Source organism: Kluyvera ascorbata ATCC 33433 (assembly GCF_000735365.1).
GTDB classification, from domain to species: Bacteria; Pseudomonadota; Gammaproteobacteria; order Enterobacterales; family Enterobacteriaceae; genus Kluyvera; species Kluyvera ascorbata.
Genome location: NZ_JMPL01000050.1, coordinates 1 through 21,895, shown reverse-complemented (window position 1 = coordinate 21,895; position 21,895 = coordinate 1). Strand labels below are relative to the sequence as shown.

Sequence of the window (21,895 nt, the reverse complement as noted above, 5' to 3'; positions counted from 1 at the left end):
AGACTCATGATTGAACTGGATACCGATTTGCTCTCTCGCCAGAACGCGCGAGAACTGGTGCGCAACGCCAAAAAAGCGCAAGCGGTAATGGCCACCTTTTCGCAGCAGCAAATCGACGCCATCGTGAAAAACGTGGCCCAGGAAGCGGCGCATCACGCCGAAGCGCTGGCGAAAATGGCCGCGGAAGAAACCGGCTTCGGCAACTGGCAGGATAAAGTCCTGAAGAACCGTTTTGCCTCGCTGCGCGTTTACGACGCCATCAAAGATATGAAGACCGTCGGCATCATTCATGACGATCAACAAAAGAAAGTGATGGACGTGGGCGTGCCGCTGGGCGTTATCTGCGCGCTGGTCCCCTCAACCAACCCGACCTCAACGGTCATCTACAAAACGCTGATTGCCCTGAAGGCCGGTAACGCGATTATCTTCTCCCCGCATCCGGGTGCACGCCAGTGCAGCTGGAAAGCGATTGAGATTGTGAAACGCGCGGCAGAAGCGGCGGGCGCACCGGCCGGTATCGTTGACGGCGTGACCGAACTGACGCTGGAAGCCACCTCTGAACTGATGCACAGCAAAGATGTATCGCTGATCCTGGCGACCGGCGGCGAAGGCATGGTACGCGCGGCATACGCTTCTGGTACGCCAACCATCAGCGGCGGTCCGGGCAACGGCCCGGCGTTTATCGAACGCAGCGCCGACATCCCGCACGCGGTGAAAGATATCATCACCAGCAAAACCTTTGATAACGGCGTTATCTGCGCGTCTGAGCAGTCGATCATCGTCGAACGCTGCATTTACGACGAGGTGCATCGCGAGCTGGAAGCCCAGGGCGCGTACTTTATGAACGAAGGCGAAGCGGCGAAAATGGCAGCCCTGCTGCTGCGTCCGAACGGCACCATCAACCCGAAAGTGGTGGGCAAAACGGCGCTCTATTTAAGCCAGATGGCGGGCTTCTGCGTACCGGCCAGCACCCGCGTGCTGATTGCCGCCCAGACTACCGTCTCCCATAAAAACCCGTATTCACGTGAAAAACTGTGCCCGGTACTCGGCCTGTACGTGGAAGAGGACTGGAAAGCTGCCTGCCACCGCGTGGTGGAGCTACTGACCAACGAAGGCCTTGGCCATACGCTGGTGATCCACACCCGCAACCAGGACGTTATCCGCCAGTTCTGCCTCGAAAAACCGGTTAACCGCATTCTGATCAACACGCCCGCGGCCCTCGGCGGCATCGGCGCGACCACCAACATCACCCCGGCGCTGACCTTAGGCTGCGGCGCGGTAGGCGGCGGCTCCAGCTCCGATAACGTCGGTCCAATGAACCTGCTCAATATCCGCAAAGTGGGCTACGGCGTGCGCTCTATCGACGAACTGCGCGCACCGAGCAGCCGCGTGGAACCGCAGCCAACGATCACCAGCCAGCCGGTTGACCCGCGCCGCAGCATCGTTGACGACGCGCGCTTCACCTCCACAGCCCCAGCCAGCACCATCAGCGCTCACGACGACAACCGTTTCGCGGCGGCCGCCACGGCAGAGGTTGAAGGTGAAATCAGCGAGCAGAACGTGGAGCGCGTTATCCGTCAGGTGCTTGAGCGCTTAGGCAAGTAACGCATTGATATAAGGCGATTAAAACGATGATTCTCGCAAAGGTAACCGGACATGTCGTCGCCACGCAGAAATGCGATGAGCTGCGCGGCAGCAATCTGCTGATGATCACACAGCTGGATGACGACCAGCAGCCCATGAAGAACCGAACCTGGGTCGCCGTCGATAGCGTCGGCGCAGGCATGCACGACATCGTGCTGGCGGAAGAGTACTTCGCGCTCAACAAGGACCGTTACAAGGCGATGTCGGTGGTTGCCATTGTCGAGAACGTCTTTCGGGACGCCTAAGGAGTAAATAACCCAATGAGTGAATTTTTGCTGAAACCCCGGATTTGCTTTGGTCAGGACGCGCTGTCGGCCCTGACCGACGTGTCCGCCCACAGCGTATTGCTGGTCACCGATCAGGCGATGGTCAAGTTCGGCCTCGCCTCACGAGTGACCAATATCCTGCGCGATCGCGGCATTGCATTCCAGATCTGGGACGACGTGGTGGCTGACCCGGACATCGCCACCGTGGTACGCGGCATGAAGCTGATGGACAGCCGCTATCCGGACCTGGTCATCGCACTCGGCGGTGGCTCGGTGATTGACGCCGCCAAAGCGGTTATTTTCGCCCTGGCGCAAACCCGCCCGGACGCAGGACGCGCGCGCCCTTGCTTCGTGGCCATCCCCACCACCAGCGGCACCGGTTCGGAAGTCACCAGCTTTTCGGTGGTGAAAGCTAACGCTGAGAAGCTGGTGCTGGTCGACCCGTCGCTGCTGCCGGATATCGCCATTCTTGACCCGACGCTGGTGGCCTCCGTGCCGCCGGCAATTACCGCCGACACCGGAATGGACGTGCTGTGCCACGCGCTGGAGGCCTACGTCTCCACCGCCGCCAGCGACTTTTCCGACGCGCTGGCCGAAAAAGTGGTGCAGCAGGTCTTCCGCTATCTGCCCACCTGCTGGCGCAACGGCCAGGATTTGCAGGCGCGGGAGAAGTTGCACAACGCCTCCTGTATGGCGGGCATGGCGTTTACCAACGCCTCGCTCGGCATCACCCACAGCCTGGCGCACGCGCTGGGCGGCGTGTTCCGCGTGCCGCATGGCCGCGCTAACGCCCTGTTGATGGCGCAGGTCGTGGCGTGGAACGCCGATTTTGACGGCCAATGCGATACCGCCGCCGCCCATAAATATGCCCGGCTGGCGCATTTATTGGATTTGCCAGCAAGCAGTGCCCGCGAAGGCGTTGCCAGCCTGCTGGTAGCCATTGAAACGCTGAAAGAAGAGATGCAGATGCCTGCGGGCATTCGTGATACCGCCGTCGATGCCACCGATTTTGAGCGCCGATTGCCGGAAATGGTTGGGCAGGCGTTGCGCGACAGCTGCACTCCGACCAACCCACGTGCGCCGGACGCGCAGGCGCTCACTGAACTCTATCGCCGAACCTACGGGTAACGCCTGATGTAGGCCGGGTAAGCGCAGCGCCACCCGGCAAAATGCCGGCACCCAATAAGAACATCTGGAGAATACTACATGGCACACTACAGCTTAACGCCGCGCGTCAAAGTGTTGGCAGAACGTTTACTCTCACAAAAAAGCACCCTGTGCACCGAACATGCCACCACCCTGAACGCGCTCGATAGCGATATCGCTGGCGTTCCTGCCGCCGTTAAACCGGCGCGCCGCTTCTATGAACTGATGCGTCAACTGCCGCTCACCATCAGCGCCGATGAGCTGATCGTCGGCAACCAGACACGCAAGCCGCACGGCGCGATTTTCCATGATGAAGCCGCCGCCAGCCGCCCCTCGGCGTTCCAGTTCCTTAATCTGAACAGCGACCTCGACTCCCCGGACTACAAGCTGGTGGTCGAGAAAGGTGTGTTGGCGATTAAACACCAACTGGAAGAGAAAACCCGTACGCTCGGCAGCGCGGTCAGCCGCAGCGGCATGGATGAAGTCAACGGCTGCCGCGCCGCGATTTACGCCTGCGATGGGCTAATGGCGCTGGCGCAAAATCTCGCCCACAGCGCCGAGCAGTTAGCCGCCGCTGAAACCAACGCGTATCGCAAAGCCGAGCTGTTAGACAGCGTTGCTATTTTGCACCACGTTCCGGCCCACCCGGCACGCAGCCTCAAAGAAGCCTGCCAGGCGTTTTATCTGTTCCAGTTGGCGCTTCAGCTCGACAACGGCAGCTACGCCGTCAACCCGGAAGGCGCCGACAAAGCGCTGCTGCCGTACTACCAGCACGATATTGCCAACGGCACGCTAACCGAAGCCCAGGCCTATGAAATTGTTGAGTGCCTGTGGTTTAAACTCGCAGAATTAAGCGAAGTCCGCGCCGCCAGCGCGATTGACGGCTACCCGATGTTCGATGCCCTGCTGCACGGCGGGAGCCTTGAAAATGCGCGCATCAACGCCCTGTCTGACATGTTCCAGAGCGCCCAGCACAATCTCAGCGCGCTGCATCTGCCGGTGCGTCTGTTCAGCGGTAAACAGTCCGTTTCCGCTGCACCATTCGCCAATTGTACTGAAACCACTACGGCGGAAGGGCTGACCCCGCGCATGCAGCGCCTGCGCAACCACTACCTGACCGTGCGCCCAAGCGTCTCCATCTATCGCGCGCTGGCCTTTACCGAAGTGGTGAAAGCCAACCCGGGCATGCCGACCATCCTGCTGCGTGCCAAAGCCTTCCGTCACGCCTGCGAAACCGCGCCGATTCTCATTCAGGACGATGAGCTGATCGTCGGCCATCCGTGCGGTAAGCCGCGCGCCGGGGCCTTCTCGCCGGATATCGCCTGGCGCTGGGTACGCGACGAGCTCGACACCATGAGCACCCGTCCGCAGGATCCGTTCGAAATCAGCGAAGAAGATAAGAAAACCATCCGCGAAGAGATCGTGCCGTTCTGGGAAGGCCGCTCGCTGGATGAAATTTGCGAAGCGCAGTACCGCGAGGCGGGCGTCTGGTCCTTCAGCGGCGAAACCTTCGTCAGCGACCTCTCCTACCACCAGATCAACGGCGGCGGCGATACCTGCCCGGGCTACGACGTGCTGCTGTTCACCAAAGGGATGAACGGTATTAAAGCCGATGCCGAGGCACACCTCGCCAGCCTGAGCATGGAGAATCCGGACGATATCGACCGTATTTACTACTACAAAGCGGCGATTGAAACCTGCGAAGGGGTGATTAACTATTCGCACCGCATCGCCGCACGCGCCCGCGAACTGGCTGCCGTTGAGCAGAACGCCCAGCGCCGCGCCGAGCTGCTGACCATCGCCGACGTGAACCAGAACGTCCCGGCCAACCCACCGAAAACCTTGCAGGAAGCGTTGCAAAGCATCTGGACCGTCGAATCGCTGTTTGAAATCGAAGAGAACCAGACCGGGCTGTCGCTCGGCCGCGTGGACCAGTACTGCTACCCGATGTTTGAAGCCGATATCCGCGAAGGCCGCCTGACTCATGACGCCGCGCTGGAATTGTTGCAGGCATTTATCATCAAATGCGCCGAACTGATGTGGATGTCCAGCGAACTGGGGGCGAAGTACTTCGCCGGTTATCAGCCGTTTATCAACCTGACCGTTGGCGGCCAGAAGCGTTCAGGCGGCGATGCCTGTAATGACCTGACCTATCTGATCATGGACGCCGTGCGCTTTGTGAAGGTTTACCAGCCGTCGCTGGCCTGCCGTATTCACAACCAGTCGCCGCAGAAGTACATGGAAAAAATCGTCGACGTGGTGAAAGCGGGCATGGGCTTCCCGGCCTGTCACTTCGATGATTCCCACATCAAGATGATGCTGCGCAAAGGCTTCGACTTTGAAGACGCGCGCGACTACTGCTTGATGGGCTGCGTCGAACCGCAGAAATCTGGCCGCATCTACCAGTGGACCTCCACCGGCTACACCCAGTGGCCAATTGCCATTGAGTTCGTCTTAAACCGCGGCCGCATGGTGCTGTTCGACAGCTACCAGGGGCTGGATACCGGCGACCTGCGCGACCTGCACACCTTCGAACAGTTCGACGCCGCGGTGAAACAGCAGATTGCCCATATCGTGCGCCTGTCGGCAATTGGTACGGTTATCAGCCAGCGCGTACACCGCGACGTCGCGCCGAAGCCGCTGATGTCGCTGCTGGTTGAAGGCTGCATGGAAAAAGGCAAAGACGTGGCTGCCGGTGGCGCGATGGTCAACCACGGTCCGGGGCTGATTTTCTCCGGTCTGGCGACCTACGTCGACTCGATGGCTGCTATCCGCAAGCTGGTATTCGAAGATAAAAAATACACTCTTGAGCAGATGCGCGATGCGATGCTGGCGAACTTTGAAGGTTTCGAAGGGCTGCGCCGCGACTGCCTGAACGCACCGAAGTACGGCAACGACGATAACTACGTTGACCAGTACGCGCTGGATATCACCGAGTGGACCGAGCGCGAGTGCCGCAAGTACAAGATGCTCTATTCCACTCTGAGCCACGGCACGCTCTCCATCTCTAACAACACGCCAATCGGTGAGCTTACCAACGCCACGCCGAACGGGCGTCTGGCGTGGATGCCGCTCTCCGACGGCATCAGCCCGACTCAGGGCGCGGACAAGCATGGCCCAACCGCCATCATTAAGTCGGTCAGCAAGATGAACGTGGAAACCATGAACATCGGCATGGTGCACAACTTCAAGTTCCTCAAAGGGCTGCTCGATACCCCGGAAGGCCGCTACGGTCTCATCACCCTGCTGCGCACCGCATCGATTCTTGGCAACGGCCAGATGCAGTTCAGCTACGTCGATAACGAAGTGCTGAAAAAAGCGCAGCAGGAGCCGGAGAAATACCGCGACCTGATCGTCCGCGTGGCGGGCTACAGCGCCTACTTCGTGGAGCTGTGCAAGGAAGTTCAGGACGAGATCATCAGCCGTACGGTGATTGAGAAGTTCTGATAACACGGACAGCAATTGGACAAGGACGTCCGCAGTTTTCAGGAGGCAAGCGTGATTGGCAATACACAAGAATTAACCGGTCGAATTTTTAATATTCAGAAGTATTCGATCTACGACGGCGACGGCATTCGCACGCTGGTGTTTTTTAAGGGCTGCAACATTCGCTGCCCGTGGTGCGCCAACCCGGAAGGCTTAAGCAGCCAGTTTCAGGTGATGTTCTCCCAGGATAAATGCATTAACTGCGGCGACTGCGTGAACGTCTGCCCGGCGGGCATTCACTACCGTGCGGAAGAAAACGGCGAGATGAAGCACTTCGTCAACCGTAATAAAGACTGCATCGGCTGCCGCAAATGCGAAGAGATTTGCACCCAACACGCCCTGGATATTCTGGGCAAAGATGTCACCGTCAGCGAATTGATGGACATCATCATGCAGGACTATGACTTTTACATCTCCTCCGGCGGCGGCGTGACCATCGGCGGCGGTGAGATGAGCCTGCAAACCGATTTTGCCGTCGCCCTGTTCAGCGAATGCAAGAAGATGATGATCAACACCGCCGTCGAGACCCAGGGTACTACGCCGCTTGCGAACTACCAGAAACTGGCGCCGGTCACCGACACCTTCTTATTCGACATCAAACAGATCGACAGCGATCACCACAAAGCGCTGTTCGGCATCGGCAACGAAGGGGTGCGCCGCAACCTCGAGTGGCTGGTGGACTCCGGCGCTAACGTGATTGTGCGTATGCCGTTGGTGCGCGGTTACAACGACTCGTGGGAAGCCATTACCGGGGCGATTGATTACGTCCAGAAGCTGGCGAAGCGCGGCAATATCCGCCGCATCGATATGCTGCCGTACCACCAGTTGGGGCGCAAAAAGTATGAGCGCCTGGATATGCCCTACCCGATTCTGCAAGACCCGTCGTACAGCGTAGAAGAGCTGAACCAGCTAGAGACCTTCTTCGCCGGATTTGATTTTGATATTCGCTTAGTGCGTCACTAAAGGAGCCGAGAATGAAAAGTTTAGGCGTGATTGAAACACGAGGATGGGTCGCCGCCATCCAGGCCGTCGATGCGGCCTGTAAAGCCGCAGGCGTCACCTGCATCGGCTATCGCAAGGTAGGATCAGGGCTAGTGAGCGTCTGCTTTGAAGGGGAGATCAGTGCCATTCACACCGCTATCGAACGCGGCGTGGCGGTCGTTAAGGCGATTAACCTGCCGGCCAATTCGCTGGTGATTGCTCGCCCGGAACGCTGCATCGTTGAAGCGCTAAGCACCCTCAAGGGGCATCCACCACGGGTAAAAGCAGAGCCTGCCACGCCAGTTGAACCCGCCCATGACGTTCCGGTCGAACTCGCCGCGCCACAGGAAACGGCTGTGGAAGAGAAAAACGCCGCGCACAAGAAAGGGAAAAAGGCATGATTGACGCCCTGCTACAGGAAAAAATCAGCGCCCGCCTGCACGAGGCAACGCCTACCATCCCGGTGGGCGTCTCTAACCGCCACGTTCATCTGTCGCAGCAGGATGTTGAAGCGCTGTTCGGCAAGGGCTATGCGCTGACGCCGTTTAAGCCGCTGCGTCAGCCTGGGCAGTTCGCCGCCGAAGAGTGCGTGACCGTTGTCGGGCCAAAAGGCTCGCTGACCCAGGTTCGCGTACTCGGCCCGACCCGCCCGACCACGCAGCTGGAAGTCTCCCGCGCCGACTGCTTTGCCCTGGGGATTAAAGCCCCGGTGCGGGAATCCGGCCAGTTGGAGAACGCCGGTGATGCGCTGCTGGTGGGGCCAAAAGGCCACGTTGAGCTGCACTCGCAGGTGATCTGCGCCTGGCGACATATTCATATGTCGCCGCAGGATGCCCGAATGCTTAACGTCCACAACGGCCAGAAGGTTAGCGTTCGCAGCCGTGGCGAGCGGCAGCTCACCTTCGATGAAGTGGTGGTACGCGTGCGCGACGATTTCGCTCTTGAGTTCCATATCGATACCGAAGAGGCCAACGCTGCCGGGCTGAAGAACGGCGCGCCGGTCACGTTGATAGGCTAAGGAGTTGCTGATGACCGAGCAACAGACTGACCGTCTGGTGGCGCAGATCCTCCAGCGTTTACGGCCACCGGTGCTGGTGATGGTGACCGCCGCCGAGGGCTATAGTCAGGCTATCCGTCAACGGTTGGCAGCCTGCGGGCAGCGGCTGATGCTGGCGATGGATGAAAGTCTTGAGGACGCCGCGGCGTGGCATCAACTTGGGGAGGTTCTGCCGCTTTCGGGCGAGCCGCCGATAGGCTATAAAGCGCTGCTGCTGCCGTTTCTCGACTATCCCCAGGCGGCAGATTTGGTCAACGGCACGCTACAAAGCCCGGTGGCGCGTCGGCTGCACGATGCGCTGCTGGCGGGTGTTCCGGTGCTGGCACTGCGCTATCACTGCTGTCCACACAGTGAGCTAAACCAGCTGCGCGGCGCGGTCGTCGACAGCGCCTATACCGCGCATATCGACGCCACCCTTGCCCGTCTGGCAGCATGCGGGGTGACGCTGTGTACGATGAATGAACTGCTTGAGAAGCTGGAAACGGGCGCAACGGCAGCCGTAACCGCGCCGCTTACGACGTCCCGTCGTTATCTGACTGTCACAGATATCGTCAATAATCCGTCGCTGGCCGGAAAACCTGACGCGGTGCTGACCGATGCTGCTGTCGACTATGTCAAAACAAAGACAAAATAACCTTACCTCGATAATAAAACCTGGAGTGTAGAAGATGTCTTCGAAAACAAAATGCTGGCTATGGATGCTGCTGGTTATCGTCTCAGAAACCTCGGCCACCTCAACGCTTAAAATGTTCGACTCCAGCGAAGGGATGACCAAAACCCTGCTGCTGGCGCTGATCGTTGTGCTGTACTGCGTGTGCTATTACTCACTGTCCCGCGCGGTGAAGGATATTCCGGTTGGGTTAGCCTACGCCACCTGGTCCGGTACCGGTATTCTGGTGGTTTCAACGCTGGGTATGGCCTTCTACGGCCAGCATCCAGATACCGCCGCCATCATCGGCATGGCGATTATCGCCAGCGGTATCGTCATCATGAACCTGTTCTCAAAAATGGGTCACGAAGACGCTGAAGAGACGCCGCCCGCCCCGGTCACCAAACTCGATAAAAATATCGCTAACTAACGCAAAAGGAATCGCTCATGTTTAATCTTGGATTTTTATGGCTGGCGCTGTCTATCGGCTCCGAAATTACCGGCACGTCAATGATCAAAAAACCAACGGCTTTAGCAAACTGGCACCCTCGGTGCTGGTGGTCTGCGCGTACGGGCTATGCTATTTCGCGCTCACCCGCGCGATGAGTACCATTCCGGTCGGCGTGGCCTATTCGCTGTGGTGCGGCTTTGGCATCGTCGGCGTCACGATCTGTTCCATGATCCTCTACAAGCAGAAGCCCGACCTTCCGGCTATCTTCGCCATGCTGCTGATTATCAGCGGCGGGATTATCATGAACGTCTTCTCCGGTATGTAAGTCCTGACGATGGCCTTCCCTGTAAAGGGAAGGCTAGCCACAAATATGCCGATCATGTAGGCCATTTTATCCGTCTGCCAAATGCAACGCTTCCTGAGGCGTTGCGAAACGACAACAACGCAATATCATTGCCTGATAGGGATGAAAATCCCCATTTTTTAGCCCTCAATTTCATCCAAAATAAGTATTGCGCTCCCCACCATCTCATCGAAAAATCTGATAATAGGTACAGTTTTCATATTGATATAGCCTCGATGGTTTACCAGCGATATAATTATCGCCCTGAGTACTTTTCCCACTTCCCGCGCGATCGTTAAGGATTATTGATGCCCGCTCAGCGACCAGTGAGACACATCACGAGCGTGCTGATCGTCTCCATCTTTTTGCCCATAATCCTGAGTCTCTGGCTGGCGCATCGCCAGGCCCATGAACTGTTTTTGCAGGAAATGGATGGCTACGCCGAGCGCATTCAAGCGAGAACCCAGCGCGTCAAAGAACAAACCCGTATCGCCCTTGAAGAGGTCAACCGTTTTCACGGCGTTCCCTGCAGCCCTGAGCACCAGCTGTTAATCCAGAAAGTCTCTTATATTCATCAGTACATTCAGCGTATTTTTTACCTCAATGACGACGATGAACGCTGCAAACTGATACGAAATACGCTGGCAGAAAAAGTCCCTGGCTCCGAATTTGTCACGCCTGCTGGCTACCATGTGTGGCTCACCTCACGTCACGACCTGCAGACCGATGACAATATGGTTGCCATCAGCCATGGGAAATATATGGCGGTGATCGACCCAGACTCGTTAATTGATGTGCTGCCGCATCCCTCTTACCCGATTTACGCGGCTATTATCACCGACCGTGGCCTCCGCGTGATCGCCAGCAACCACCCGATTGCTCCTGATGCCTGGCAAAACGTTCTGCACCACGACCAGCCGATGCTTGAAGTCGACGGCATCGTGTATAAACAGCAACCGCTGCCGCCGGTAGGCTCGACGTTAATAACCTGGTCGGCCACCAAACCTATTGATACCAACTGGTTTCACCAGCTGCTGCTCTGGCTGCCGATTGGGTTGGTGTTAAGCGCGTTGGCATCGTTTGTCGTGCTGCGGATCCTGCGTCGTCTGCAGTCATCGCACTATCGTATTCTTGATGCGATAAAAGCCGGAGAAATTACCGTGCACTATCAGCCCATCGTCTCGCTGGAAGATGGGCGAGTCGTCGGCGCGGAGGCGTTGGCTCGCTGGCAGCAGCCGGATGGCCGCTGGCTATCGCCAGAGGTGTTTATCCCCGTTGCCGAACAGACGGGGGTCATCGGTCCGCTAACCGAGTACATCGTCCACAGCGTATTCAACGAATTAGGCCACTGGCTAGCTCAACATCCTGAGATGCACATTTCGATTAATATCGCCGCCGCTGACCTGCAATCAGCCACGCTGCCCACGCTCATTCATCAACAGGTTCAGCGCTGGCAGGTTTCCACCACGCAGGTTGCTATTGAAATAACCGAGCGCGATCTGGTCGCACGCGAAACGGCAATTCCGGCTCTAGAGGCTTATCGCAAACAGGGCTATACGATTTATATCGACGATTTTGGCGTCGGCTATTCCAGCCTCAGCTACCTCAACGATCTGCAGGTTGACGCGCTTAAAATCGATAAAACCTTTGTTGACACCCTGGAATGCAATCCGGTGGTAAACCATATTATTGAGATAGCAAAATCGCTGAATTTATCGGTGGTTGCGGAAGGGATAGAGCATGAAAGCCAGCGTGAATGGCTGAAGGCACGCGGCGTTACCTCAGGCCAGGGCTGGCTTTTTAGCAAACCGATGCCAGCAGAGGCGTTTATTGATTGGGCTGAGGATAGTCTTGGCCATGCTGGCGATGAACGGTAGTCATACGGATTCTATTTTGCCCTACCCAGCCTGCTTCGCCAGCCATACGGTATGCCCGCCACATTCGGGGTCTTCCATTTTCATCTCCAGCACCGCAAAACCGTTTGCCGCCAGCAGCGACCGATATTCGTCGGGCGCCAGGCTCGCGTGGAACAACGGGTCCCCTTCAAATTCCCCCATGGCGATACCGTGACCTGTGCCGCTGGTGAACATCAAGGCGCTGCCGGGATGGCTATGACGAGCAAAGACGGGAAACATGCGGCGTTGGTCGTCCTGGGTGAGGTGGAAGAAAGAATCCCAGGCAATCAGCCCGTCGAAGGTCTCATCAAGATTTAACGTCCGCATGTCATGGTGCAGCCAGCGCTGCTGGGGAAAATTCGCGCGGGCGCGGGACAGCATCGCCAGCGCGCCGTCGACGCCGGTCAAGGCACAGCCCTGCTGAATAAAATAGTCGGCAATCGGCTGGCCGTTGCCGCAGCCGAGGTCGAGTATTCGCCCAGCACTCCCCATCGCCGCCAGCAGTTTATCCAGCCAGCGCTGCTCAAACAGCGTGCGTGAACGTTGCTGGTAAAACGCCTCGGCGTGACGCTGGTAAAGATCAAGAATCGTGCGTGCTGCTGGATGGTCCATCGTGGGCCTCATGGTGGTGGAGTGGCGTACTGAATTCACAGATTAGCCCATCTCATACACAAAAGTCCCCGTCTGGTTGTCGTTCGTGCATTCCCTTTCCCCGCCGTGCATCAAACAATGACAGAGCATCTGTACCCTATTAAAACGTGGAGAAAACCATGACTGAACAGCACGCTTTCCAGAACTGGCTCGATCTCAGCGGCAAGGTATTTGCCGTCACCGGCGCGGCAAGCGGCATCGGCGAAGCCATTGCCACCGCGTTAGCGCAACAGGGCGCCAACGTCGCGCTACTCGACAGCAACCCACAGCGTTGCGAGACGGTACGGCAGAAGCTTGAGCATCTACCAGGAAAACGCGTGGCGGTGGCCTGCGACGTCAGCTGCGAAGAGCAGGTTAAAGAAGCGGCGCTAAGCGTGCGTTCGCTGCTCGGCCCCTGCGATGGGCTAGTCAACGCGGCGGGCATTTTACGCCCGGCGGGGCTGGCGGACATTAGTCTTGAACAGTGGCAGACCCAGCTCAACGTCAACCTGACCGGCTACCTGCTGTGCGCCCGCGAATTCGCCCACGATATGCGAGCGGCAAAGCGCGGCAGCATTGTGCATATCGGTTCCATTTCCGGACGCATTCCGCAGCCGTGGAGCGGCGCGTATAGTCCCGGTAAAGCCGCCGTTGGTCTGCTGTCACAGCAGATTGCCGTGGAATGGGGTCGGGACGGGATTCGCAGTAACCTGGTCGCCCCGGGGATGATTGAAACCGCGCTGACCGCCGAGTATTACGCGCAGCCGGGCGTACGTGAGAGCCGTGAGGCGTTTACCGCCAGCCAGCGCATTGGCAAACCGGACGATATTGCCAATGCGGTGCTGTTCTTGCTGAGCGATAAATCGAGCTATATCAACGGGGCGGAAATTGGCGTCGACGGCGGCCTGCCGACCATGCTGATGGGCAAATTGCCGCGCCCGGGCTTTACCCGTTAAACGCTACATAGCCTGAGCAGGTTCAGCGTATTCCTGCGTCGGCTTCTCGCGAAAATCACGCGGCGAGAGGCCGGTGCTGCGGCGAAAAAAACGGGAGAAATAGGTGGCATCGCTAAAGCCGAGGTAGTCCGAAATCTGGCTGACCGTCATGCTGGTATAAAGCAGGCTGCGTTTAGCTTCCAGCAACAGGCGCTGGTGCAGCACGCTGAGCGCGCTGCAGCCGTGGAACTCGCGGCATAGCGTATTGAGATGCACCCCAGACATGCCAATCTGGCGGGCGTAGTGCGCCAGCGGGAAATGTTCACGGTAGTGGTTTTCCACCAGTTGGTTAAAACGGCGAATGGCGGTGCGTTTGCGTTCTACCTTATCGCTCACTTCAACTGGCCCGCAGGTCTGACGGTTAAGCCAGACCATCAGCGCGCTGAGCAGCGAATGTAGCATCATGTCGCGCGCGTCGTTATCGCCCTGGTACTCCTGCTGTAGCGTCTGAAACAGGGTATGAATTTGCGCCCCCGCGTCACCAACCGGCACGTGAACGGCGCGGCTTAGCACCTGCAGCGGGCGGCCAAACTGTTGTTCAAACTTGGCCACCAGCGGCGCGGCAAGCGACAGCGAATACCCCTGCGTTCCCGGCGAGAAGCGAAAGCCGTGGACGCACAGCGCTGGCATAATCTGCACGCAGGCGTCGGTGAACGGCTGGCGGACGCCTTCAATCTCAATTTCACCCTGCCCTTGTTGAATATAGAGGATTTGCACCAGATCGGTGTGCTGATGGGCGCGAATGCTCCAGTCATAGAGGCTGCTGCGGCTTTGAATCGACTCGCAGTGCAGGAGGTCCGGCGTCGGCCAGTGCCAGCTTTCGCCGTAGAGTTTGAAAACCGGGATGCTGTTGGCGAGGTTCATGGTGCCTCCGTTGGTAAACATGTAGGCCGGAGAAGGCAACGCCGCCATCCGGCAATCTGCACTGGGTTGCCTGATGGCGCTGCGCTTATCAGGCCTACGTTTTATTAGCTTATTTTATCGTCGTCGCCCGAATCAACCGCGTCTCCTGCGCCACAATAAACGGCTCAGAAGCTTTAAGATAGGCGGCAAAATCCGGATGCGTGTCGCGCAGGTAACTACGGCGTTCATACTCCGCCAGGCTCTCGTAACCCCACAGGTGCACAAACTGGTTCTGCGGGCCGACTAAACTGGTGTAAAACCCCAGAGGGTTGCCCAGCGTCTCTCGCAGCACCGGCATCGCCAGACGGTCAAATACCTCGAGAAACTCGTTCATTTTACGCAGACGAATAGTGTAAATACGGTGATCGATGATCGGCAACGTCATGATTTAACCTCCTGAATCTGATGCGTCGGCCAGCCAAGCGGTCCAAAGCGATCGTAAGGTTTTGGCCACGGCGCGGTTTCGCCAAGCGCGATAGCCGCGTGAATCGGCCAGTTCGGGTCATCCAGCATCCCACGGCCAATCGCCACCAGATCCGCTCGTTTTTCCTGCACAATCGCCTCGGCCTGCGGCGCTTCGTAAATCAGCCCGACGGTAATGACTACCGCCTGCGGCAGCGCCTTTTTCACCGCGTCGGCAAACGGCACCATATAGCCAGGCTTGTCGGCATCCGGCGTCTGGTTGTAGATGTTATAGCCGCCGGAAACGTGCAGATAGTCGTAGCCGAGCGCATGCAGTTCGCGGGCAAACCTTACCGCTTCATCAAGCGATAACCCACCTTCAGCAAATTCGCCGCCGTTAAAGCGCACGCCCAGCGGACGGGTTTTCGGCCAAGCTTCACGCAGCGCTCGCGCCACCTGCAACGGAAAGCGCATGCGGTTTTCCGGGCTACCGCCGTAGTTATCTTCACGCTGGTTGCTAAGCGGTGAGAGAAACTGGTTCAACAGATAACCGTTGGCGGCATGAAGCTCAATAAAATCGACCCCGGCGTTCAGCGCCCGTTGGGCGGCATCAACAAAGCCTTGGGTAATGCGCGCCATTCCCGCTTCGTCTAACACCTGCGGTACGCGCCAACCGGGTTTATACGGGATGGCTGAAGGGGCCACCGTCGGCCAACCGCCCTCTTCATCCGATAGCGATGTCCCCTGATTACGCCACGGCGCATTGGTGCCCGCCTTGCGGCCCGCGTGGTTGAGCTGCACGCCAATCGGCGTGTTGCTGTAGGTACGAATATCAGCCAGCAATTTTTGTAGCGCCTGCGCCTGCTCGCGATTCCACAGCCCGAGACAATGCGGGGTAATGCGCCCGTCCGCGGTGACGCCGTTGGCCTCGCAAATCACCATTCCGGCACCGGAAATCGCCAGTCCGCCAATGTGCTGGGCGTGCCAGGGCGTGGCAATGCCGTCCGCCTGCGCGGAGTACTGCGACATCGGCGGGACAACAATACGGTTTGCCAGCGTCAGCGGGCCGACCTGTAATGGACTAAAAAGTGTAGACATCATACTCTCCTGATTTATGAGGCTTCGCGCTCTGGCTGCAATGCCGTATCACCGCGTGCCGCCATGCTGCGGGCGGCGATATAGCCGAAGGTGGCCGCCGGGCCGATGGTGATCCCGGCCCCTGGGTAGCTTCCCCCCATCACGCTCGCCATCTCGTTACCGGCGGCGTAAAGCCCCGGAATTGGCAGCCCCTGGTTATCCAGCACCCGCGCTTCGCCGTCGGTTTTCAGACCGTGGAAGGTACCGAGATCGCCCATATAGAGCTTCACGGCGTAGAACGGCCCCTGTGCTATCGGTGCGACGCACGGGTTCGGCTGATGGTTGGCATCGCCGAGATAGCGGTTATAAGCCGACTCACCGCGCCCAAACTGTGGGTCTTTGCCCTGACGCGCGTCGGCGTTGTAGTGGTTAACGGTGCTTACCAGCGTTTCAGCGGGAACACCCATTTTCTGCGCCAGCTCGCTCAGGGTTTTCCCTTCCAGCAGATAGCCGCTTTTCAGGTAAACCGAGACGGGGATCGGCGCAGGTTTAGCAAACCCCATGCCGTATTTACGCAGCGCCCGGCGATCGCAGATTTGCCAGGCGAAGGTTTCGCGGTCTTCGCGGCAGGTTTCAAGCATGGCGATACCGACATCGTGATAGGAGTCAGCCTCGTTGCAAAAGCGCACGCCGTGGCGGTTGATCATGATAAAACCGGGCTTATAGCGGTCGACCAGATGCGGGAACACATACGACCGACGGCCAATCTGCACCTTTGAGGCCGGGATCCACGCAGCCCCGTTGGCATAGCTGTCGTCAAAGCGAGCGCCAATGCGCTCGGCCATCGCAATGCCGTCGCCGGTATCCGCGCCGGGCGGCGTCGGGGAAAGTTGAATGCCGCCACGGCGCACGTGCGGATAGAGCTTTTTTAATCGCGCGTCGTCACGGGCAAAACCGCCGGAGGCCAGCACCACACCGCGTCGGGCGAACAGGTTAATCCGCTCACCATTCAGTTCAACCACCACACCGCGCACCACGCCGCGTTCCACGATCAAATCTTTCGCCGCCACGCCGGTGTGAATCGGTATGCCGAGATCGTGTGCGGAGCAGGCTAAGCGAGCGACCACCGCGTTGCCGCCATTGGCGGTAATCCCGCGCCCATAGCGGACCACTTCCAGCAGGTGGCGACTCAGGCGCTTAACCACATAGGCGAAAGATTTCAGCGAACGAGTGGCGTTAAAAAAGTGCTTCAGGTCGTTGTTTGAGGAGCTGAACATCATCCCCATGAACGTGATGGTGCGCAGCGGTTTGCGCAGGCGCCGCATGGACTTGCCCAGTTCACGGATATCAAACGCCTCCGGTACCACCGAGCGGCCGCGCATCACGCCGCCGGGGGCATCGGGATGGTAGTCGGGGTATTGGTACAGGTTGCAGCGAAAGCGGGTGTTTTCTTCAAAAAAGCGCAGCATGTCCGGGCCGTTTTTGAGGAAGGCGTCCACCACCTCCGGGCGGAAGCTGTCGCCTGCTTCGCCCTGCAGGTAGGTTCGCGCCGCGGCCTGGCTATCTTCAATACCCTGCTGGCGCGCCAGATGGTTGTCGGGGATCCACAGCACGCCGCCGGAAAACGCGGTGGTGCCGCCGAAGACCGCCTCTTTTTCGATAACCTGGACATCCAGCCCATTCAGGCCCGCGGTCACCGCAGCCGATAGCCCGCCGACGCCGCTGCCAATCACCAGTACGTCGCACTCGCGGACGGGGAGTTCTACAGCCATAGGGTACCTCACAGATGAATGATTTTTATTATTTTGCTGATGTTATAAAAACGTTACATATGCATTTTTCACAGCCCACTGTGGAAAAAGAAGGGGACTTTCACACCAAAACCTGCACTTTTCGACAATTGCGAAGAAGTGTGTTCTGGCGCAAATTTTTGCGCTCACCGCTATAGAGAAGCTGAGTTTTTCCGCCCTACTCACGTCACAAGATGAAGATTCAGCACTTGCGCAATTGCGCGTTTTATCACCGAATTAATGTTATTCGCCATCAAGGCGCCATTCAGTTAAACAGGACAAAACCGGCATCATGCCCGCTCACGTAAACGCCCGCCGAACGCTGCCTAACTACGCCCTTTACGGCGCACAGGACTCTCCCACTGCCGTTGAAAGCGTGCACCATGAGCGTATTCCGTCGCGGGCCAGCCGCTTCGGATTCGAGATTGAGCCGCACTTTCACGAGGCGCTCATCCAGACGCTGTACATCACCCACGGCGGCGGTGAGACGTCGATTGACGGGCAGATATGGCAGCTGGAAGCGCCGTGTCTGGTGGTTATTCCGGCCCGTTCCGTCCACGGTTTTCGTTTTCGCAATGACGTTGATGGGCATGTCATTACTACCGTGCAGTCGGCAATTGAGTCCGTCGCCATGACCGCCGCCCCTGAACTGCTGACCTTTGTGCGTACGCCTGCGGTGCTGGCCGTTGATCCGGCAACCCGCCGCGGCGCACCGCTGGAAGCACTGTTCGATGCTATTGGCCGTGAGGCGGAACACCCGGAACGCTGGCAGTACACCGCTGGGCTGGCGCTGACCATTGCGCTGTTCGTGCAGATTGCCCGCCTGAGCGAAAAAGCGCGTCTGGCAGGCAACCCGGCCCGCGCCGCCCTGGTCGCCCGCATTGAACGCTTTCGTCTGCTGCTCGACGAACGCTGCCGTACCCGCCAGCCGGTAGCCAGCTACGCCGATGCCATGGGCATTTCCGCCGGCCAGCTCACCCGTATTTGTCGCGAGGCGTTCGGGATCTCCGCCATTGAGGCTATCGACCGCCGTGCCGTGCACGAGGCCCGGCGGCTGCTGGTGTACTCCAGCTTCAGCGTCAAGCAGATAGCCCGCGAGCTCGGCTTTCGCGACGAGGCCTACTTCGGTCGTTTTTTCCGCAAACAGACCGGGCTGCGGCCCACCGAATACCGTCGTCAGGAACAGGGCCGACTGTCACGCTCCGCCTAATCTTTGCGAGGGCGCATCTGCACAAACAGATGCTCCGGGCCCGAGTTGGTGAGGTTATTGCCGCGGACGTACTGGATAGGGCGCGCCGGGTCGAGGCGAATCTCTCCTACCTTGCGCGCCACCAGCTTCGCGGCAATGAGCGTTTCAAGCTTGGCTAACGGCTGACCAAGGCACTTGTGAATGCCGTTACCAAAGCCGAGATGCCCGCTGCTGTCGCGATCGATATTGAACGTTTCGCCATCAATAAACTTGCGGCTATCGCGATTCGCCGCCGACAGCAGCAGGCGTATCACCGCCCCTTTGGGTATCTCTATGCCTGCAACAATGGTGGCTTCGGTGGTGATACGACTCACCCGCTGAACGGTGCCACGATAGCGTGCCACCTCTTCCACAAAGCGGTCGGCATCCTCTTCATTGTCACGAAGACGCGCGACCAGCTGCGGCTGTTCGGCAAACATGCGGAAGGCGTTGGCCACCAGAATGGTGGTGGTATCGTGCCCGGCGATAAAAACGAAGGCGCACAGCTCTTTGGCCTCTTTTTCGTTCAGCATCCCCGATTTCCACATACGGGCAATATGGCCACCGATGGACTGGCTGTTGTTGAGATAGAGCCGCTCCATCGCCTCTTTCAGATAGGCAAAGAAGGCCATCGCGCTCTGTTCATCGGTGCCGGTACCGGGGGCGTTGCGCGCCAGACGGCCAAAGTAGCTGAAGGTTTCGTCAGACCAGAACTTCATTTTCTCTTCGTCTTCATTCGGCACGTCAATCATTGCCGAGATGGTGGCGATACTGAGCGGAATGGCAAAATCTTCCACTACATCGCCACCGCCGTTGGCCAGCATCTGGTCAATCAGCGCTTCGGCGCGGCGTTCAATTTCGGGGATAAACGGCTCCAGCGAGAGCGGCATAAACGACGGCTGCGCCACTTTGCGCAGGCGGGTATGCCCCGGCGCATCGAACAGGGTGAGGAAGGTCAGCGGCGGCGGGCTGACCACTTCGGAGGAGAACAGTTTCGGATTGCGAATCGCCTGGTAGACATCGTCATAGCGCGACAGGAACCAGACGTCGGTAGTGGCCGACTGGCAGCGAAGCACCGGCGCATGTTCGCGCATCCAGCGGTAGTGTTCATACGGGTCGCCCTGAGCGCCGTCATCCACCACTTTGAAGGGCGCTAACCCCTCTGGCCACGCCAGTTCGTGGGAATACGGTGGCAGCGAAGGCGGCAGGAGATCGTGGAACGGACAGCGCAGGGCTTCGGCTTCCGGCACAGACGGTGCGACGGTCAGCGGCGGGGCGGCAGGTGCCGTTTTCAGCGCCAGCGCCCGGCTCATGGTGGTACGCGAGTGCTGCGCGTGCTGGACCAGCACATCGCGGGCGGCGTTGAGATCACCATATTCAAAGGCCGAGACCAAATCCCGATGCTGCTGCACGATGTCACCGACAATCTCCACGCTGATGGTCAGCGCGCGGTCGATATAGTCACGCACCGTCAGTTGGGCGTAGAGCGCAATCAGCTGCGCGTTGCGGGTAGCCTCAATCAGGAACTGATGGAAGGCATGGTTAGCTTCCACGTAACGCGGCACGTCAATAAAACGCCGCCCGGAGACGAACGCCGCCGTGGCGTCGGCCAGGCGACGGAAGGTGGTCAACTGCTCGCCACTAAGCCGCCCCATGGTCAGTTGAACGGCTCCCAACTCCAGCGCCAGACGCAGGTCAAAGGCATCGTCCACATCCGCCGCGGCAAGCGGTGCCACCACGCTCGGCGCCGCCTGCCCTGCGCCAGCAAACTTCTCATAGTAGAAGTTGCGCGGCGTCAGCCCTTCGGCGTCCAGGTAGCTGCGCACGGCATCCACCATCGGCGGTGGGCCGCAGAGGTAAACGTCGGCATCACCGCCGTTCAGCATGCCCGCATCGATATGCTGAGTGACATAGCCTTTATGCGGATAGTCGCTTTCCGGGTCGGCGACGGTACAGCGATAGCTGAAGTTTGGCAGCCGACGCGCGAAGTCGTCGAGCACTTCAAGCGCCACCCGATCTTCATCGCGAGTCACGCCAAAAATCAGGTGCACCGGCTGGTGCGTGGCGTGGTCATCCACCAGCGCGGCCAGCATCGACAGGAACGGCGCGATCCCGGTACCGCCCGCCAGAAACAGGAGCGGACGCTCCACCGGGCGCAGGTAGAAGCTGCCCATCGGCCCACGAAACGATATGGCATCACCCACGCGGGCATGCTCGCTAAGCCAGGTCGACATCAGCCCCTGCGGCACATTACGCACCACGAACGAGGCCTCCGCATCCTGCGGCCCGGAGCTAAAGGAGTACGAGCGCGTCTGGTCAGTGCCGGGCACCGTTACGTTGACATACTGCCCCGGCAGGAAGCTCAGTGCTTGCCGGTCATCTAGCGCAATGGAGAACGTTAAGGTGGACGGCGATAGCGTACGGCAGGCGGTGATATGCCCCTGATAGGTCGCCACGCAGGCGGCATCTAAAACAGCGGCTATCTCTACCACGCAGTCGCTGGACGGGCGCATCTGGCAGGTCAGTACCCTGCCCGCGCTGGCCTCTTCGGCTGAGAGCGCATCGTCAACGTAATCACCATGCTGATAGTCACCTGAGGCGCAGGTGGCCTTGCAGGTTCCGCAGACGCCGTCGCGGCAGTCGAGCGGAATGCTGATTCTGGCGCGCAACGCGGCGTCGGCAACGGTCTCGCCGGTACGGCACGTGATGGTCTGCATCGCGCCGTCTTCAAAACGAAGGGTAATCTGATGGGTCATCTCTCTCATCCTCCAGGCTTTTGCGGTCGGAAAATCTGATGCCTCATCAAATGCTGGATGGCGTTCTGATACAACGGACAGAGATGACATTAAACAGGACAAAACCGGCATGCTGTTTGGTTAGCGAGGGCGGTCACATTTATCGGGTGGAGAAATTGGGGATTAGACTTATTAATTACATAGCTATTGTTGTGCA

The 21,895-nt window shown here is 58.7% G+C and carries 18 protein-coding genes and 2 pseudogenes; 13 read left to right on the top strand and 7 right to left on the bottom strand.

The genetic code is table 11. The features are described from left to right. Positions 1–6 precede the first annotated feature (6 nt). From GKAS_RS13165 to GKAS_RS13115, 11 genes and pseudogenes are all read left to right on the top strand, one after another. Positions 7–1,605, top strand: coding sequence for an acetaldehyde dehydrogenase (acetylating) (locus GKAS_RS13165; protein WP_035894784.1), 1,599 nt, complete (start codon positions 7–9; stop codon positions 1,603–1,605). A gap of 26 nt (positions 1,606–1,631) precedes the next feature. Beyond that, a complete protein-coding gene (locus tag GKAS_RS13160) occupies positions 1,632–1,889 on the top strand; it encodes a EutN/CcmL family microcompartment protein (RefSeq protein ID WP_035894783.1) in 258 nt (85 codons plus the stop codon). 15 nt (positions 1,890–1,904) lie between these two features. After that, positions 1,905–3,038, top strand: coding sequence for a 1-propanol dehydrogenase PduQ (locus tag GKAS_RS13155; RefSeq protein ID WP_035894782.1), 1,134 nt, complete (start codon positions 1,905–1,907; stop codon positions 3,036–3,038). Between the two features lie 78 nt (positions 3,039–3,116). Beyond that, positions 3,117–6,503 carry a choline trimethylamine-lyase gene (cutC, locus tag GKAS_RS13150; RefSeq protein WP_035894781.1) on the top strand — a complete coding sequence of 1,129 codons (3,387 nt, stop codon included), beginning with the start codon at positions 3,117–3,119 and terminating at the stop codon, positions 6,501–6,503. Positions 6,504–6,557: 54 nt separating this feature from the next. Next, positions 6,558–7,505, top strand: coding sequence for a choline TMA-lyase-activating enzyme (gene cutD, locus GKAS_RS13145; RefSeq protein ID WP_035894797.1), 948 nt, complete (start codon positions 6,558–6,560; stop codon positions 7,503–7,505). An 11-nt stretch (positions 7,506–7,516) separates the two neighbouring features. Beyond that, positions 7,517–7,924, top strand: coding sequence for a BMC domain-containing protein (locus GKAS_RS13140; RefSeq protein ID WP_035894780.1), 408 nt, complete (start codon positions 7,517–7,519; stop codon positions 7,922–7,924). Continuing rightward, complete coding sequence (locus tag GKAS_RS13135; protein ID WP_035894777.1) at positions 7,921–8,541, top strand: phosphate propanoyltransferase; 621 nt, start codon at positions 7,921–7,923, stop codon at positions 8,539–8,541. The genes GKAS_RS13140 and GKAS_RS13135 overlap by 4 nt, the downstream gene beginning before the upstream one ends. A gap of 10 nt (positions 8,542–8,551) precedes the next feature. Then, on the top strand, positions 8,552–9,214 hold the full coding sequence (locus GKAS_RS13130; RefSeq protein WP_035894776.1) for a hypothetical protein: 663 nt from the start codon (positions 8,552–8,554) through the stop codon (positions 9,212–9,214). Positions 9,215–9,248: 34 nt separating this feature from the next. Then, positions 9,249–9,659 (top strand): DMT family transporter, encoded by a 411-nt coding sequence (locus GKAS_RS13125; protein ID WP_035894775.1) that lies wholly within the window; start codon positions 9,249–9,251, stop codon positions 9,657–9,659. Positions 9,660–9,676: 17 nt separating this feature from the next. Continuing rightward, positions 9,677–10,005 (top strand): annotated as a pseudogene (locus GKAS_RS13120) (DMT family transporter). Positions 10,006–10,331: 326 nt separating this feature from the next. Further along, the gene (locus GKAS_RS13115; RefSeq protein WP_035894774.1) at positions 10,332–11,900 is read left to right on the top strand and encodes an EAL domain-containing protein; all 1,569 of its coding nucleotides are present in this window, start codon (positions 10,332–10,334) and stop codon (positions 11,898–11,900) included. 21 nt (positions 11,901–11,921) lie between these two features. On the opposite strand, the gene GKAS_RS13110 is transcribed toward GKAS_RS13115, so the two are convergent. Next, a complete protein-coding gene (locus GKAS_RS13110) occupies positions 11,922–12,530 on the bottom strand; it encodes a class I SAM-dependent DNA methyltransferase (protein ID WP_035894772.1) in 609 nt (202 codons plus the stop codon). A gap of 158 nt (positions 12,531–12,688) precedes the next feature. On the opposite strand from GKAS_RS13110, the gene GKAS_RS13105 reads away from it, so the two are divergent. After that, the gene (locus tag GKAS_RS13105; RefSeq protein ID WP_035894771.1) at positions 12,689–13,504 is read left to right on the top strand and encodes an SDR family NAD(P)-dependent oxidoreductase; all 816 of its coding nucleotides are present in this window, start codon (positions 12,689–12,691) and stop codon (positions 13,502–13,504) included. A gap of 3 nt (positions 13,505–13,507) precedes the next feature. Here the strand turns inward: GKAS_RS13105 and GKAS_RS13100 are convergent, their stop codons facing one another. The 4 genes from GKAS_RS13100 to GKAS_RS13085 all read right to left on the bottom strand — a co-directional run bounded on the left by GKAS_RS13100 (position 13,508) and on the right by GKAS_RS13085 (position 17,697). Then, positions 13,508–14,407, bottom strand: coding sequence for a helix-turn-helix domain-containing protein (locus tag GKAS_RS13100; protein ID WP_035894796.1), 900 nt, complete (start codon positions 14,405–14,407; stop codon positions 13,508–13,510). 109 nt (positions 14,408–14,516) lie between these two features. Further along, positions 14,517–14,831 (bottom strand): NIPSNAP family protein, encoded by a 315-nt coding sequence (locus tag GKAS_RS13095; protein WP_035894769.1) that lies wholly within the window; start codon positions 14,829–14,831, stop codon positions 14,517–14,519. Beyond that, on the bottom strand, positions 14,828–15,946 hold the full coding sequence (locus GKAS_RS13090) for an NADH:flavin oxidoreductase/NADH oxidase (protein ID WP_035894767.1): 1,119 nt from the start codon (positions 15,944–15,946) through the stop codon (positions 14,828–14,830). Before GKAS_RS13090 ends, GKAS_RS13095 begins: the two co-directional genes overlap by 4 nt. Before the next feature lie 14 nt (positions 15,947–15,960). Further along, entirely contained in the window at positions 15,961–17,697 is a 1,737-nt protein-coding gene (locus GKAS_RS13085; protein WP_035894765.1) for an FAD-dependent oxidoreductase, read from the bottom strand. A 310-nt stretch (positions 17,698–18,007) separates the two neighbouring features. Here GKAS_RS13085 and GKAS_RS13080 point away from each other — a divergent pair, with 310 nt between their 5' ends. After that, on the top strand, positions 18,008–18,925 hold the full coding sequence (locus GKAS_RS13080) for a helix-turn-helix domain-containing protein (protein WP_035894764.1): 918 nt from the start codon (positions 18,008–18,010) through the stop codon (positions 18,923–18,925). On the opposite strand, the gene GKAS_RS25320 is transcribed toward GKAS_RS13080, so the two are convergent. Next, positions 18,922–20,655 carry a cytochrome P450 gene (locus GKAS_RS25320; protein ID WP_258557158.1) on the bottom strand — a complete coding sequence of 578 codons (1,734 nt, stop codon included), beginning with the start codon at positions 20,653–20,655 and terminating at the stop codon, positions 18,922–18,924. The genes GKAS_RS13080 and GKAS_RS25320 overlap by 4 nt on opposite strands. A 33-nt stretch (positions 20,656–20,688) precedes the next feature. Beyond that, positions 20,689–21,699: pseudogene (gene benC / locus GKAS_RS25315) on the bottom strand (benzoate 1,2-dioxygenase electron transfer component BenC); the annotation flags it as partial. Positions 21,700–21,895: the final 196 nt, after the last annotated feature.

Coding starts and splice junctions, on each gene's coding strand:
- GKAS_RS13165 (WP_035894784.1), top strand. CDS start 7: ATGATTGAACTGGATACCGATTTGCTCTCTCGCCAGAACGCGCGAGAA.
- GKAS_RS13160 (WP_035894783.1), top strand. CDS start 1,632: ATGATTCTCGCAAAGGTAACCGGACATGTCGTCGCCACGCAGAAATGC.
- GKAS_RS13155 (WP_035894782.1), top strand. CDS start 1,905: ATGAGTGAATTTTTGCTGAAACCCCGGATTTGCTTTGGTCAGGACGCG.
- cutC (WP_035894781.1), top strand. CDS start 3,117: ATGGCACACTACAGCTTAACGCCGCGCGTCAAAGTGTTGGCAGAACGT.
- GKAS_RS13140 (WP_035894780.1), top strand. CDS start 7,517: ATGAAAAGTTTAGGCGTGATTGAAACACGAGGATGGGTCGCCGCCATC.
- GKAS_RS13135 (WP_035894777.1), top strand. CDS start 7,921: ATGATTGACGCCCTGCTACAGGAAAAAATCAGCGCCCGCCTGCACGAG.
- GKAS_RS13130 (WP_035894776.1), top strand. CDS start 8,552: ATGACCGAGCAACAGACTGACCGTCTGGTGGCGCAGATCCTCCAGCGT.
- GKAS_RS13125 (WP_035894775.1), top strand. CDS start 9,249: ATGTCTTCGAAAACAAAATGCTGGCTATGGATGCTGCTGGTTATCGTC.
- GKAS_RS13115 (WP_035894774.1), top strand. CDS start 10,332: ATGCCCGCTCAGCGACCAGTGAGACACATCACGAGCGTGCTGATCGTC.
- GKAS_RS13110 (WP_035894772.1), bottom strand. CDS start 12,530: ATGGACCATCCAGCAGCACGCACGATTCTTGATCTTTACCAGCGTCAC.
- GKAS_RS13105 (WP_035894771.1), top strand. CDS start 12,689: ATGACTGAACAGCACGCTTTCCAGAACTGGCTCGATCTCAGCGGCAAG.
- GKAS_RS13100 (WP_035894796.1), bottom strand. CDS start 14,407: ATGAACCTCGCCAACAGCATCCCGGTTTTCAAACTCTACGGCGAAAGC.
- GKAS_RS13095 (WP_035894769.1), bottom strand. CDS start 14,831: ATGACGTTGCCGATCATCGATCACCGTATTTACACTATTCGTCTGCGT.
- GKAS_RS13090 (WP_035894767.1), bottom strand. CDS start 15,946: ATGTCTACACTTTTTAGTCCATTACAGGTCGGCCCGCTGACGCTGGCA.
- GKAS_RS13085 (WP_035894765.1), bottom strand. CDS start 17,697: ATGGCTGTAGAACTCCCCGTCCGCGAGTGCGACGTACTGGTGATTGGC.
- GKAS_RS13080 (WP_035894764.1), top strand. CDS start 18,008: ATGCCCGCTCACGTAAACGCCCGCCGAACGCTGCCTAACTACGCCCTT.